Genomic DNA, 12680 nt, shown 5'->3' with positions numbered 1-12680 from the left:
GTGGCCGCCGGTGATCCCTTGCTGCAGGCGCTGGGCAAGGTGCAGACGATCGAACGGGTCGGTCGCGTCAGCGAGGCCTACGGCACGCTGATCAAGGCGACCGGTCTGCGCGCGGCGATCGGCGAGCTCTGCTATCTGCGCAATCCGGGCGACAGCAGCTTCGAGCTCGCCGCCGAAGTGGTGGGGGTCGCCCGGCAACACACGCTGCTGACGCCGCTCGGCCCGCTCGACGGCATCGCAGCCACGACCGAGGTCTACGCGACCGGCAAGCAGGCCTCGGTGCCGGTGGGCGAAGGCCTGCTCGGACGGGTGCTCGACGCGCATGGCGCGCCGATCGACGGCAAGGGCAGCCTCGGTACGACAGTCGATGGGCCGATCTATGCAGCGTCGCCGAACCCGCTGTCGCGCAACCTGATCGAGCGTCCCTTCGCGACCGGCGTGCGCGCCATCGACGCGGTGATGACCGCCGGCGAAGGCCAGCGCATCGGTATCTTCGCGGTCGCCGGTGGCGGCAAGAGCACCCTGCTGGGCATGCTTGCCCGCGGAGGCGATGCGGACGTCAACGTGATCGTGCTGGTCGGCGAGCGCGGCCGCGAGGTCAACGAATTCATCACCGACAACCTTGGCCCGGAGGGGCTCGCCCGCTCCGTGGTTGTCGTCGCGACATCGGATCGGCCGGCGCTGGAGCGCAGTCGCGCTGCGTGGGTGGGCACAGCGATCGCCGAGCATTTTCGCGACCAGGGGCGGCGCGTGCTGCTGCTGGTGGATTCGGTCACCCGGTTTGCCCGCGCGCTGCGCGACGTTGGCCTCGCGATCGGTGAGCCGCCCGCGCGGCGCGGCTTCCCGCCGTCGGTCTTCAGCGAGATGCCGAAGCTCTTCGAGCGCGCCGGCAACAACGACAAGGGGTCGATCACCGCGTTCTACACCGTGCTGGCCGAGGACGAGGACGGTGGCGATCCGATCGTCGAGGAAGTGCGCTCCATCCTCGACGGCCACATCGTGCTGTCGCGCAAGCTCGCAGCGGCCTATCACTATCCCGCCATCGACGTGCTCACAAGCCTGAGCCGTACCATGCCCCGCGTGGTCGACAAGGCGCATCTGAAGGCGGCCGGCCAGCTGCGCAAGTATCTGGCCAAGCACCAGGACATCGAACTGCTGGTGCAGCTGGGCGAGTACAAGCGCGGCACCGATCCGGACGCGGACATCGCGATCGAGAAGATCGGCCCGATCCGCCAGTTGCTGCAGCAGTCGGAACACGATCTGGTGCCCTTCGACGCGTCATCCGGCGCACTGCGGAATCTCTTCGGATGAAGCGCTATCCGCTGCAGACCCTGCTGCAGTTGCGCGCGCATCGCACCGCGGCCGCGCGCCAGCTTGTGGTCGAGAGGCAGCGTGCGCTGCAGGAATGCATCGATGCCTGCACCCGGGTCCAGAGCGAGCTGACGGGTCTGGAACAGGACCGGCGTGGTCACCGCGCACAGCTGATGGACCCGCCGCCGTCCGGCGTGCCATGGCCGGCCGCGCTTGCACAACGCGAGGCGCACATCGATCTGCTCGGCGAGCGCATCTTCGGTGCCCAGCAGCGGCTGTCCAAGGCGCAGGACGCCGTCCGTCAGGCGCAGGCATCCCTGCAGGAAGCACGCGATGCGTTCTTCCGCGCGAAGGGGCGCGAGGATGCGCTCGAGAAACGTCGCGATGTATGGAAACACGAGCAGCGCGGTCTGCAGGCGCGTCAGGAAGAAGCCGTCAACGAAGATCTGATGCAGGCGCGCTACATGGCGCGGCAGCAGTAGTCACGATACGAGGAGACCACGATGAGCGTGCAGCGCAACGATTCCGCCTCCCGGCCGCCGGACCAGGCGGCGCGCAACCGTCAGGTCGACCGCGAAGCCAAGACGGACACGAAAGAAACGCCGCCGCGCGAGCGCGTCGACCAGTTCCGGTCGATGATGCAGCAGGCACGCGGTGACATGCCGGCAGCTCTGCACGGCGATCCTTCACTGAGCGAGGGTGCGCTGACGGGCGAGGGCGAGCTGTCGGAGGGGGTGCTCGCCGACGAAGCCGGTCAGCATGAGGCGGTGCGCACCCGGCAGTCGGTGAGCGAAGCCGTCGATGCCCGCACGTTCCGCCAGCAGCATGAGCACGCATTCGGAATGCAGTCGCAGGGCATGGAATCGGCTGCGATGCTCCAGGCGCAGATGGCACTGCGCGATGGCGCATCCGCCGCAGCGCCCGCGGCGGCGTCCGCCAATGCCGGCCAGCTTTTCGACATGATGGAGAAGCACGTACGCCAGATGGCGGTGCATGACGCCCGCGATCCCGGCGGCGACGGACAGGTGCTGCTGCGCATGGCCGACGCCACGCTACCGGGCACGGATCTACTGCTGAGCAAGAGCGCGGACGGCTGGGTCCTCCGCGCAGACAGTCGTTCGCGTGACAGCTTCGACGCGATCCGCGAGGCCGGGCCGCAGCTCGCCAAGCGCTTCGCCGAACACAATCTCGGCACGCTGACGATCGATCCGCACTATCACGGCTGACCGCGAACGCCTCATCCCTCGGGCCGCGACTGGCGCATCGCCAGCCGGCGTGGGCGCAGGCCGCGCCAATCCCGGCGCGTGATGCGGAACCGCCGCGCCGGATTGCCGAACTGTTCGCCGGCCGCGGTCTCCTCGAACCCCAGCCGCGCCAGCAGCGGCGGTACCGACCGGTTGCCGGGCGCGCACTGTGCGATCAGCGCGGGAAGGCCCAAGGTGTCGAAAGCGTGCCCACACAGGGCGGCTCCACCTTCGATCGCATAGCCGCGGCCCCATGCGGACGGCAGCAGGCGCACACCGATCGCGATGTCTTGCGCATCCCCGCTCGGTGTCAGCGAGAACATGCCGATGAAACGTCCTGCGCGATCGCAGGTGTGCCACAGACCGAGTCCTGGCCGCTCGCGATAAAGCTTGTTGGCCCAGACCACCAGACCCATCGCATCGTCGAGCGTGGCGACCGGATCGTCGAGCAGCATGCGCGTGACGCGTTCTTCGCTCCCCAGCTGCAGCAGGTCGATGACATGCCGGAACGCGAACCCGTGCAGGCGCAGCCGCCGGGAGCGCAGGAACTCCAGTGCAGGGTAGTCCCGTCCGGAGGCAGGCAGGTCGGCGCACGTGAAGACCGGTGGCGACGCATCCACGGCTACGGACCCGGCGGCTGGACTGGTCGAGGGCATGGGCAAGGTTATACGCCGGGCGACGGCTAGGGCGCACCCTAGATGGGGCACGACCTAGCTGTCATGCAGCCATGCGCGAAAGAGACTACAGCTGCAGTCGCGCAATCCGCAGGCCGGGGCAGCGCGCAGGATTCCACCGCTTTCTTGCGTTTCCTCAAAGGAGTTCCATCATGTCCAGCGACGTCTTTTCCGGTATCGGATCCCTGATCGGCACCGCGCTCGGTGGTCCCCTCGGTAGCATCGTGGGCAACATGCTCGGCGATCTGGTGGGCCAGCTGTTCGACTCCGCCCTCAGTGGCCTGTTCGACGGTCTGGGTCTGCCGCAGTCCGCCCAGGACGCGGTCAGTGAAGGCTTCAAGGGCGGCTTCAACTTCAACTTCAATATCGGCGGCAACTAGGTCATGCAGCACGACCAGCAGGCGCAGCGCCAGGCGTGGATCGAGGCCCTTGCCCAGCTCCGGCAGCAGGGTGCGATCGATGCGGATGACGAGAACACGCTGATTCGCCACATGGACGAACGCCTGGAGGCCGTGCAGGCCGAACTCAAGGCCCTGGTGCCCGAGTACGAGCGGCGCGTCGAGACCGACGGCCGGGGCGCCGCGGATGCCTGGCTGGGCGAGCGATCCCGGGAGATGGGTGAGCGAGAGGGTAGCGATGCAAGGCGGATGGTGGATTCGCTGACCTCGGTCCAGGCATCTGTCACCTGAGCGTCCCCGCTTGCCATCGGACTGCCATACCGAAGAAGCCTGCAGGTCACCCTGCAGGCTTTTCATTCTGGGTATCCAAGGCCTAGGGCCCGACCTAGATGCATCGACGGTGGCGGGACCGCATCATCGACACGGGCTCGCCAGCAGCCACCCACTACGAAGGCTTCATCGTCCAGACTGCAGCCTGACGTAAACCGCACCCGCGGTGCGACGCCAGGCAGAAGTGCTCCGTCGCATCGCCTCAAGAATGGAGTTCAGCGCATGTCATCCGCATCCAGTCCGACCACCGATTTCAAGGCACTGCGCGCCTCACTGCTCGAGCGTTTCGAAGCGGAACTACGCGAGCAGCGCGATATCGACGCCGCGAGTCGTGAAAGCATGTTGGCCCAGATGGAGCAGTCGCTCGACAACATGTCGTCACTGCAGGATCCCTCCGACGCGGCGCAGATCCGCGCGAGTCTGGCGCAAACGCTGGGCGTGCTGCATGCCAGCGGCCTGGTCGATCAGGCGGGCAGCGACGAGGTCGAGCAAGCATTCGCGGAAAGCTGCCGGGTCTTCGACAATCCAGGCGTCAAGCGTGCACTTGAGTTCGCACGTATCTCGCGAGAGGAGGGTGAGGAGGCGGCGCGCACGTGGCTGGCCGCACAGGGCGGCGGAAACGAACGTACGGCCGCATGACTGAATAGCGAAGGCAGTGGTTTTCTAGGGTACGCCCTAGTTGCCGGTGCCTCACACGACGAGCACGATTGGCACATCAGCGATATGCGGCTCGAACATCCTGATGCAGCAGAGGCAATGCGCGGCGGACTCGGCCGGTTAGACGGATTCACGTGTTTTCCAAAACTTTGAAACCCAGGAGATCGTCCAATGAGCGTCAACTTCGAAGTGAATCTGCAGATCGCCCAGACCGGCCTCGACAGCATCAGCGGTGAGGGCAAGGGCGGAAAGGGTGAAAGCTGGCTGGTGGCCATCGCCAAGGCGATGGGCAGCATCCTCGGCGAGAAGGCCCAGAAGCTCAACGATCTCAGCGAGAAACTGAACGGACTGACCGGCAAGGACGATGCGCAGAAATTCAGCGCAACGCAGACGGAGTTTCAGGCTGAGTCCCAGATGTTCAACATGCTGTCGAACACCATTTCGACCGCGATCAAGTCGATCGGTGAAGGTCTGGCAGCGAACGCCCGCAAGCAGTAATCGTTCGCGAGCGCGGTACTGGAGGGGCAGGTGCTTGCACCTGCCCTTCTTCATTTCCGCTGCCCAACCGGGTGCTGCGACATCGGGATGACGGGTGTCGCGCGAGCATCGGTCGGTGACCATCCGGAGATACGTGATGACGAATGCGAAATCTGGAATACAGGCGCTCAGGTGCCCCGTGCGGTGGCGGCGCAATGGCCGCGTGGCATTGGCGCTGTTGTGTGCCTCGGCGCCGTGGTCGCTGGCGATGGCCCAGTACGATCCGGGCGCCACGCTTGATCTCGGCATGGGATACGGGCAGAACGCGCTGTCACAATCCGCGATGCGGAGCGCCCCCAAGGATCTGCCTGAGCCTCACCCCGGCAAGGATGACGACTACGCCAATAGTGGCAAGTCGCGGGATGAGCACTTGGCGGCGCTACGCCGCGAGTATGCGCGACGCGTCGCGGCCGATGGCGTCGCCAGTGCGAACGCGTGGGCCACAGAAATGGGGCGACGCGACGCGCGCGCCGAGCGCGATTGAAGGGGGCGTCGATGCGTTCCAGTGTCCTCACGCTGATCGCACTGTTAGTAGGATCCACCACTGGCTGTTCCGGTAGTCCTGGCGGGAGTGCGGCGACGGCTGCCGAGGCCGACGCCCCTGTTACTGATGCAGCGCAACTCGACGCAGCTTTCATGAAGGCCTATCGCGAGGGATTCTCCGGCCGTGCGTCGACATCCGCGGCGGGCCGGGAGACTGCCAGCGCGCGGGAGACGGATGCCTCGGGCGTGGACCGGGACTTCGTGGCCGGCTACTCCCAGCTCACCAGTCTGCCGGTGCAGGATGTCTCGGCGTTCGTCGAATCGGGTGATGCGGATGCATTGCTGCAGGCGCGCTACCAGGCGAGCGGGCTGACGCGAGGCCAGCTGATTCCGGCCAATGTGATGTTGTTTGTCGCGTCCTGGGAGGCCTACAACGGCACGCGCGCATCGCCTGAGCAGGTGCGCGGGCTGCAGCAGCAGATGCAGTCACTGTGGAGCAAGGCCGCGGATTTCGAACGGTCTGCTGAAGGTTTGCGACAGCGCCGACTCTACGAGCTGCTGGCGGCGGTGTTAATGCGCGAGAACGCGCGTGTTCGACAGCGCCAGGACGCGGATGGAATCGCTGTCTTTCGGGAAACGGTGCGAGAGGATTTCCTGCGCCTGTCCCACAACGATCTCGCGCGCTTCGACCTGACCGGCGAAGGATTCGTCGAACGTTGAACGTGTCTCGCAGGCTCCATTCGGGACGCGGGGCGTGAAAACCAATATGCGTTTTCAGATCACAGGATTTCCCATGACCGAGAGGCCTCTTGCGAAAGCCCGTTACAGCTGGATGGCCTGGGCGTTCGTACTGCTGTGCGCGGTGGCGACGTCGGCCACCGCCGCCGACGGCGATGCCAGTGTCCGACGCGCTCTGCAGCAGGCCACCAGCCGGTCCGCACCGACCCAGGTCGATGCGCGGGCGGTGGAGGCGCTGTCGTTCCGACGCGACCCTGCGGTCAGCGCCCGCGTGCAGCAGGAGACGATCCGCGCCTTCGGCCGCAACCCGCAGCAGGTCGCGGATCTGGAGAAGGTCATCGGCTCGGGCAAGATGCTGCGTGAATTCGACAGGATCCTGCGTCGCTATGGATACGACCCCACGAACCTTAGCGATGTCCTGGCTGCGCACCTGCTGATCTCGTGGGAGGTCGCCAACGATCGCGATTCACGGCAGTCGCCGGCAGGCCAGCGTGCGGTGCGTCGGCAGCTGATCGGTCCGCTCGCTGCCGTGCCGGAAATCGCCGCGATGACCAATGCCGACAAACAGGCGCAGGCCGAGCGGACGGCGTATCTGACGATGGTGTCGGCGCTGACCTACCAGTCGCTGAAGCGCAGCGGTGATCGTCAGGCGCTTGATGCCCTGTCGGCGAACGTGCGGCAGGGCCTGCTGGGCAACGGTGTGGACCTGCAGCGTCTTGCTCTTGGCGACGGCGGGCTCGTCGCGCGCTGAGTCAGCGGCGGATCGGGTCGGGACGCGGGCGTTGCGCGCGGGTGAGCTGCCTGCCGAGCCACCAGGCTCCGACAGCGGCGAACAGGCCGGACAACGCGAATTCCCCGGTCCAGCGGCGCATGACCGGGGCCGACGGCAACTCGCCCAAGCTCAGCAGGAAACTGACGAGCACCAGGCCGAGGCACCCATAGGCCACGATCGCGAGGACCCAGAACAGCCACTGGAATGCCTTGGCCACTTCCCTTGGCGTATCCGCATCGAAGGGGCGCACCAGGTGCAGGCGACCCTGGGCTGCGGCCAGCATCCACTGCCCCAGAACGTGCGCGCCGGCTTTCATGCGCTCGCGCCGCCGCAGTCCGGGGCCCTCGGCGGTGAAGGTTCCGGCGCCGGTGAGTTCCACGCGCGCCGCGCCGCCTGCATCCAGCGCGGCGGCCCCCGCGACGGGATTCCCCGGCGCCTGGGCCTGGGGATTGCCGGCGAGCTGTTGCACGACCGGTGCCTGGGCCACGGTCGCCGCCAGCGGAACGGCGGCAAGCAGGGAGGCGCCCTGGGCGAGCGCTGCCGGGTTGGCCTGGACCGGGGCCTGCGCCGGCGGCGCAGTCGCCGGGCGGTCGCTGGCGGCAGCCATCGGGGCATCCGCACGCGCAGGCTGTGCCTGGGCGGGCAGAGGCGCCGTGGTTGCCGCTTGCGATGGCGGCGCGCCTGTATTCGTCTGGGCTGACGGAGCAGCCTGTGGGCCCGCAGCAGGCGCCTGTATGGATGCGGGCGTGGTCGGTGCTGGCTGGGACGCCGCGGCGAGCGGTGCCTGCATCGGCTGGGAGGTGGCCTGCGCCAGGGGCGCCGGGGACTGGCTCGACGGCGTGGAAACGGGCGCAGCCGCCCCCTGCGCAGGCGCAGGCGAGGCCGCGGGCAGCGCGTTGGCCAGCGAACGGACTGCATTCGCCGCGGTGGCCGCGGCCTGCGCTGGCAGCCCGCCGGGGCCTGATGGAGCGCTTGGCGCGTTGGAAGTTGCTGGCGCCGTGCCCGGGCCGGCTCCGCGTCCAGAAAGCGCGCCGGTCTGGTTGTCGGACGGCGAAGCCGGACCGGTTTGGGGCGCTGGTGCCCCCAGCAGATGACGCAGGGTGCCCGCGACCCCGCCGAGGAGATTCCCGGCTGCCCCCGTCAGCCCGGGGCCCGGGCCGGAGAGTCCCGGATTTCCGGGATGGCCAGCGGTCGGCGCGGACGACGCCGCGGCTGCGGGCGCATGGGCGGGCGGGCCCGGCGGGGGCGCGATCGTCACGCCGCCGGGCAGCTGAAGGCTCGGAAGGCCGGGGCTCGATGCCGCAGACGTGGGCGCGGGGGCGCCCGGCGTATTCGCGGCGGCGGCGGGAGTTCCGCCGGCACGGGTGCCGGGAAAGATGTCCGGCAGCATGCGGCCCGGGGCCCCCTGCATGAAGCTCCCGAAGTGCTGGCTCAACGCATTGCCCAGGCCGGATGGCCCGCCACGGCCGAGCCCGAGGCCCGGAAGCGGAGGTAGCCGGGGCAGGCCGGACAGGCCCGGGAGCTGGGGAGGAGACACCTTTGCCTCCGGGGGCAGGATGGCAGGCGGAAACACGCTTGCCGCTCTTGCGGCCTACCCGAAGGTAGGGGCCGTGCCCGATCTGCACACTCTGGGGTCAACCCTAGATTGCGCCGTTCTGCGACCCCGGTCGCATCGTGGCAGGCAACCGACCGGTGGCGCAGGTGTCGTCTGGACGCCCGGCCGGGAGCAACCGGCCAGGCGTCAGCCGGCCGGCCTCAACGAACTCAGCGCGCCAGGTCCAGGGCCGCGCGCTTGGCTTCCCGCCGTGCACCCGCCGGCTGGTTCCACGCGTTGTTGAACTGCGCCGGTTCCCATCCGCCGTAGCTGGGATTGGCCAGCATCCACCAGCGTTCGCCGAACCAGTCACCGTATTCGTCCAGCAGCGCGGTCCGGGCTTCCGGGGTGTTGGAGAGGATGTCGACGAAATCGCCCAGCTGGTCGCCGAACTGCATCAGCACGCGGTAGTCGCGTCCGGCCAGACGGCGGCGGCAGGTCTTCTCGGTCCCGTGCTGCTCGCAGCCTTCGACGACGGTGCCCAGGCCCAGGAACACACTCTCGTCCTTCACCGGCAGGCCTTCGGCACGCAGGTTCGCAAGCGTGGCCTGCTGCAGATGCTGGGCGCGGTTGGACAGATACAGGATGGTCACGCCCTTGGCCTCTGCGGCCCTGGCGAAGTCGAGCACGCCCGGCACCGGCTTGGCCTTCTTCTCGGCGACCCATTGCGCCCAGGTGATGTCGTTGTATTCCAGGCCGTTCTGGATCAGACGCGCCTGATAGGGCGAGTTGTCGAGCACGGTCTCGTCGATGTCCATGATCACGGCCGGCGGCAGCGCGGTGGCCGTACCGATCAGCTCGCGCTCTTCGGGCACAAGTGCGTCCCAGTTCTTCTCGGCAAGCGCGGCGTCGAGATGATCGGCGGCGGCGCGGAAGATCGACAGGCTGTTGGCGCGGTATTCCTCCGAGCGCTGGATCCACAGCACCGCATTGAGGTTGTCGCTGGGCGCCGTCGCTGCGGGGGACTGGGCCGCTGCCGGTGCAGCCGACGGCGGCGCGCCCTTGGTGTCGGCGGGCGCGCTCGGCGTGCAGGCGGAGAGCAGCAAGGCGCTCGCGAGCAGGGCGGGTTTGGGCAGTCGCATGGCGGGTCCAACTTCGTGTGAATGCGTCAGTTTACCGGGCGTGCTCGCGCCGAACATGACAGCCGGGCGCAGCGCCGGCATCCTGAGGCCCCTTCGAAAGACCGACGATGTGATGGAAACGCAGATACACGCACCGCCCCAGGACCGCTGGCCCCGGCTGTCGGCGATCGAGGCCAGGGTGCTCGGCTGCCTGGTGGAGAAGCAGGCGACCACGCCGGATGTCTATCCACTTACGGTCAATGCCGCCCAGAGCGCGGCCAACCAGAAGACCGCGCGCGAGCCGGTGATGTCGGTCTCGTTCGGCGATGTCCAGCATGCCCTGCGGCAGCTGGAAGGCCACCGGTTCGCCCGGCAGTCGTTCTCCTCGCGCGCCGAGCGGCATGAGCATGTGCTCGGCACCGCGCTCGACATCCCGCAGCCGCAGGTGGTGCTGCTGGCATTGCTGATGCTGCGCGGCGTGCAGACCGTGGGCGAACTGGTGTCGCGCGGCGAGCGACTGCACGCCTTCGCAGATGCCGAGGATGCGCGGCATCACCTCGAGCGACTGGTCGGCAAGGGTCTGGCGGTCCGGATCCCGCGGTCGGCCGGTCGCCGCGAAGACCGGTATGCACACCTGCTGTGCGGGCCGGTGGATGTCGAAGCGGCCGCCGCGGCAGGCGTCCAGTCGGGGGGCTCCGCGACCGAACCCGCGCTGGCCGCCCGCGTGGAGGCATTGGAGGCGGAAGTCACCGCCCTGCGCGAAGCGCTGGACGCGTTGGCTGCACGCCTGCCGGCCTGATCCTGCAAGGGCCGCCAAGGCCCGATGGTTGCCGGTTTCCTTGCCTGCTGCCGGCTGCCCGGCTGGCCCTCTCAGCTTTCCAGCAGCGCCTTGATCGCCGCGAATCCGTGGTCCGCACGTTCGCGCTTGCGCGCCGCGTCGGCCACCGGATCGGCGCCGTCGCGCTGGATCTCCGCCGCCGGCAGCTCCTCGAAGAAGCGGCTCGGGGTCAGTCGCAGCTTCTGGCCCCAGCGCTGGGTTTCGCGCGGATAGCTCAGCCACAGCTGTTCCTTGGCCCGGGTGATGCCCACGTAGAGCAGGCGTCGTTCCTCGTCGATGCGGCCCTCGTCGATACTCGACTCGTGCGGCAGGGTGTTGTCGTCCATGCCGATGATGAAGACGTAGCGGAATTCCAGGCCCTTGGCCGCGTGCATGCTCATCAGCCGCACCTGGTTGCCCGCATCGCCCTTGTCGGCATGCGTGAGCAGGGCGAGTTGCGAGGCGAGTTCGCCGGGTCCGGCTCCCCGGGCGCCTTCGAACCAGTCGGCCAGTTCGTCCAGGTTGCCGCGGCGGATCCGGAACAGGTCCTCGGATTTGCACTGCGCCTGCAGCATCGCGATCAGGCCCGAGCGCTCGTTGAGCTGGCGCACCAGGTCGCCCGGCGGCAGCCGGCGCGCATCCTCGCGCAGTCCGCGCAGGATGTCGGCGAACTCGCTGAGCGCATTTGCCGCCCGCGGCGGCAGCTGCTTGAGCAGGCCCATCGATTCGATCGCGCGTGACATCGGCATGTCGGCGGTGCGCGCCAGCTCGGCAAGCCGGGCGAGCGAGGTCTGGCCGACGCCGCGGGCCGGCGACTGCACCGCGCGCAGGAAGGCCGAGTCGTCGTCCGGGTTCGACAGCATCCGCAGCCAGGACATGGCGTCCTTGACCTCTCCGCGATCCAGGAACGCGGTGCCGCCACTGAGGTGGTAGGGCACGCGCAGCAGCTGCAGCGCTTTCTCCAGCGGGCGCGAGAGATGGTTGCTGCGGAACAGGATGCAGAACTCGCTCCATTCCACCTTGCGCGCCGACTGCAGGAAATGGATCTCGCCGGCGACCTTCTCCGCCTCGTGGGCGCTGTCGCGGCACTCCCAGATGCGGATGCGCTCGCCATCGGCCTGCGCGCTCCACAGGGTCTTGGGGTGCTCGTGCGGGTTGTTGGCGATCAGCGCATTCGCCGCGCGCAGCACGCGGTTGCTGCAACGGTAGTTCTGCTCGAGCTTGACGATGCGCAGGTCCGGATAGTCGTCTGCCAGCGCCGAGAGGTTCTCCGGATTCGCGCCGCGCCAGGCATAGATGCTCTGGTCGTCGTCGCCCACGCAGGTGAAGTTGCCCTTGGGGCCGGCAATCGCCTTGAGCAGGCGGTACTGCGCATCGTTGGTGTCCTGGCACTCGTCCACCAGCAGATAGCCGATGCGTTCGCGCCACGCATCGCGCGCGTCCTCGTCGGATTCGAGCAGCTGTACCGGCAGGCGGATCAGGTCGTCGAAATCCACCGCGTTGAACGCAGTCAAACGCTCCTGGTAGCGCGCATACAGCGCCGCCGCCTCGAACTCGCGCGCGCTGACCGACACCGCATGGGCCTGCTCGGGCGACAGGCCGGCGTTCTTGGCTTTCGACACCAGGCCCTGCATCAGCTGGACCACGTCGGGCTTGACGCCCGGCAGCAGGTCCTTGATCTGCGAGGCGCTGTCGTCGGCATCGAAGATCGAGAAGCCCCGACGCAGCCCGAGCTTGGCGTGGTCGATCTGCAGCATCTTCAGGCCGAGCGCGTGGAAGGTGCAGATCGTCAGCCCTTCGGCGGCATCGCCACGGATCCGCTTGGCGATGCGCTCGCGCATCTCCTTGGCCGACTTGTTGGTGAACGTGATCGCCGCGATCCGCTTGGCCGGATACCGCCCGGACTGGATCAGGTGCGCGATCTTCTCGACGATCACGCGCGTCTTGCCGCTGCCGGCGCCGGCGAGCACCAGCAACGGACCTTCGACATGGCCGAGGGCCGCAGCTTGTTGGGGGTTGAGACCGTGCATCCGAATCAGGCGAAACAACGACGCGCAGTTTAGC

Annotated in this window: 15 protein-coding genes; 11 read left to right on the top strand and 4 right to left on the bottom strand. The window is 68.1% G+C overall.

Annotated elements, in window-relative coordinates:
* Genes CNR27_RS01655 through CNR27_RS01645 form a run of 3 tightly spaced genes read left to right on the top strand, consistent with a single transcriptional unit; the run spans position 1 to position 2537 of the window.
* Positions 1–1311, top strand: coding sequence for a FliI/YscN family ATPase (locus CNR27_RS01655; RefSeq protein ID WP_425435500.1), 1311 nt, complete (start codon positions 1–3; stop codon positions 1309–1311).
* Positions 1308–1793, top strand: a complete 486-nt coding sequence (locus tag CNR27_RS01650) for a hypothetical protein (RefSeq protein ID WP_096296640.1) — start codon at positions 1308–1310, stop codon at positions 1791–1793. The genes CNR27_RS01655 and CNR27_RS01650 overlap by 4 nt, the downstream gene beginning before the upstream one ends.
* 21 nt (positions 1794–1814) lie before the next feature.
* Positions 1815–2537, top strand: a complete 723-nt coding sequence (locus CNR27_RS01645; protein ID WP_096296639.1) for a hypothetical protein — start codon at positions 1815–1817, stop codon at positions 2535–2537.
* Positions 2538–2548: 11 nt separating this feature from the next.
* Here the strand turns inward: CNR27_RS01645 and CNR27_RS01640 are convergent, their stop codons facing one another.
* Positions 2549–3211 (bottom strand): GNAT family N-acetyltransferase, encoded by a 663-nt coding sequence (locus tag CNR27_RS01640; protein WP_096296638.1) that lies wholly within the window; start codon positions 3209–3211, stop codon positions 2549–2551.
* Between the two features lie 170 nt (positions 3212–3381).
* Between CNR27_RS01640 and CNR27_RS01635 the strand changes: the two genes are divergently transcribed.
* From CNR27_RS01635 to CNR27_RS01605, 7 genes are all read left to right on the top strand, one after another.
* Positions 3382–3609, top strand: a complete 228-nt coding sequence (locus CNR27_RS01635) for a hypothetical protein (protein WP_096296637.1) — start codon at positions 3382–3384, stop codon at positions 3607–3609.
* 3 nt (positions 3610–3612) lie between these two features.
* Positions 3613–3918: a hypothetical protein gene (locus tag CNR27_RS01630; protein WP_096296636.1), complete on the top strand. Its 306-nt coding sequence runs from the start codon at positions 3613–3615 to the stop codon at positions 3916–3918.
* Between the two features lie 261 nt (positions 3919–4179).
* On the top strand, positions 4180–4596 hold the full coding sequence (locus tag CNR27_RS01625; RefSeq protein WP_096296635.1) for a hypothetical protein: 417 nt from the start codon (positions 4180–4182) through the stop codon (positions 4594–4596).
* A gap of 189 nt (positions 4597–4785) precedes the next feature.
* Entirely contained in the window at positions 4786–5112 is a 327-nt protein-coding gene (locus tag CNR27_RS01620; RefSeq protein WP_096296634.1) for a hypothetical protein, read from the top strand.
* A gap of 136 nt (positions 5113–5248) precedes the next feature.
* Positions 5249–5635 (top strand): hypothetical protein, encoded by a 387-nt coding sequence (locus tag CNR27_RS01615; RefSeq protein WP_157745186.1) that lies wholly within the window; start codon positions 5249–5251, stop codon positions 5633–5635.
* Between the two features lie 152 nt (positions 5636–5787).
* Positions 5788–6354, top strand: coding sequence for a hypothetical protein (locus CNR27_RS01610; RefSeq protein WP_096296632.1), 567 nt, complete (start codon positions 5788–5790; stop codon positions 6352–6354).
* 73 nt (positions 6355–6427) lie between these two features.
* Positions 6428–7123 carry a DUF6683 family protein gene (locus tag CNR27_RS01605; RefSeq protein ID WP_157745184.1) on the top strand — a complete coding sequence of 232 codons (696 nt, stop codon included), beginning with the start codon at positions 6428–6430 and terminating at the stop codon, positions 7121–7123.
* A gap of 1 nt (position 7124) precedes the next feature.
* On the opposite strand, the gene CNR27_RS01600 is transcribed toward CNR27_RS01605, so the two are convergent.
* Positions 7125–7751: a hypothetical protein gene (locus CNR27_RS01600; RefSeq protein WP_096296630.1), complete on the bottom strand. Its 627-nt coding sequence runs from the start codon at positions 7749–7751 to the stop codon at positions 7125–7127.
* Positions 7752–8908: 1157 nt separating this feature from the next.
* Positions 8909–9820, bottom strand: a complete 912-nt coding sequence (locus CNR27_RS01595; protein WP_096296629.1) for a 5'-nucleotidase, lipoprotein e(P4) family — start codon at positions 9818–9820, stop codon at positions 8909–8911.
* Between the two features lie 112 nt (positions 9821–9932).
* Between CNR27_RS01595 and CNR27_RS01590 the strand changes: the two genes are divergently transcribed.
* A complete protein-coding gene (locus tag CNR27_RS01590) occupies positions 9933–10598 on the top strand; it encodes a YceH family protein (RefSeq protein WP_096296628.1) in 666 nt (221 codons plus the stop codon).
* Between the two features lie 71 nt (positions 10599–10669).
* Here the strand turns inward: CNR27_RS01590 and CNR27_RS01585 are convergent, their stop codons facing one another.
* Complete coding sequence (locus tag CNR27_RS01585; RefSeq protein ID WP_096296627.1) at positions 10670–12646, bottom strand: UvrD-helicase domain-containing protein; 1977 nt, start codon at positions 12644–12646, stop codon at positions 10670–10672.
* Positions 12647–12680 lie beyond the last annotated feature (34 nt).

Origin of the sequence: Luteimonas chenhongjianii (assembly GCF_002327105.1) — a bacterium.
In the GTDB taxonomy this organism is placed as follows: domain Bacteria; phylum Pseudomonadota; class Gammaproteobacteria; order Xanthomonadales; family Xanthomonadaceae; genus Luteimonas; species Luteimonas chenhongjianii.
The sequence above is the reverse complement of the archived record's forward strand: the minus strand, read 5'-3'. Positions and strand labels throughout refer to the sequence as shown.

Excerpts from the sequence above, each read along its gene's own strand:
- CNR27_RS01650 (WP_096296640.1), top strand. The coding sequence starts at position 1,308 with ATGAAGCGCTATCCGCTGCAGACCCTGCTGCAGTTGCGCGCGCATCGC.
- CNR27_RS01645 (WP_096296639.1), top strand. The coding sequence starts at position 1,815 with ATGAGCGTGCAGCGCAACGATTCCGCCTCCCGGCCGCCGGACCAGGCG.
- CNR27_RS01640 (WP_096296638.1), bottom strand. The coding sequence starts at position 3,211 with ATGCCCTCGACCAGTCCAGCCGCCGGGTCCGTAGCCGTGGATGCGTCG.
- CNR27_RS01635 (WP_096296637.1), top strand. The coding sequence starts at position 3,382 with ATGTCCAGCGACGTCTTTTCCGGTATCGGATCCCTGATCGGCACCGCG.
- CNR27_RS01630 (WP_096296636.1), top strand. The coding sequence starts at position 3,613 with ATGCAGCACGACCAGCAGGCGCAGCGCCAGGCGTGGATCGAGGCCCTT.
- CNR27_RS01625 (WP_096296635.1), top strand. The coding sequence starts at position 4,180 with ATGTCATCCGCATCCAGTCCGACCACCGATTTCAAGGCACTGCGCGCC.
- CNR27_RS01620 (WP_096296634.1), top strand. The coding sequence starts at position 4,786 with ATGAGCGTCAACTTCGAAGTGAATCTGCAGATCGCCCAGACCGGCCTC.
- CNR27_RS01615 (WP_157745186.1), top strand. The coding sequence starts at position 5,249 with ATGACGAATGCGAAATCTGGAATACAGGCGCTCAGGTGCCCCGTGCGG.
- CNR27_RS01610 (WP_096296632.1), top strand. The coding sequence starts at position 5,788 with ATGAAGGCCTATCGCGAGGGATTCTCCGGCCGTGCGTCGACATCCGCG.
- CNR27_RS01605 (WP_157745184.1), top strand. The coding sequence starts at position 6,428 with ATGACCGAGAGGCCTCTTGCGAAAGCCCGTTACAGCTGGATGGCCTGG.
- CNR27_RS01600 (WP_096296630.1), bottom strand. The coding sequence starts at position 7,751 with ATGGCTGCCGCCAGCGACCGCCCGGCGACTGCGCCGCCGGCGCAGGCC.
- CNR27_RS01595 (WP_096296629.1), bottom strand. The coding sequence starts at position 9,820 with ATGCGACTGCCCAAACCCGCCCTGCTCGCGAGCGCCTTGCTGCTCTCC.
- CNR27_RS01590 (WP_096296628.1), top strand. The coding sequence starts at position 9,933 with ATGGAAACGCAGATACACGCACCGCCCCAGGACCGCTGGCCCCGGCTG.
- CNR27_RS01585 (WP_096296627.1), bottom strand. The coding sequence starts at position 12,646 with ATGCACGGTCTCAACCCCCAACAAGCTGCGGCCCTCGGCCATGTCGAA.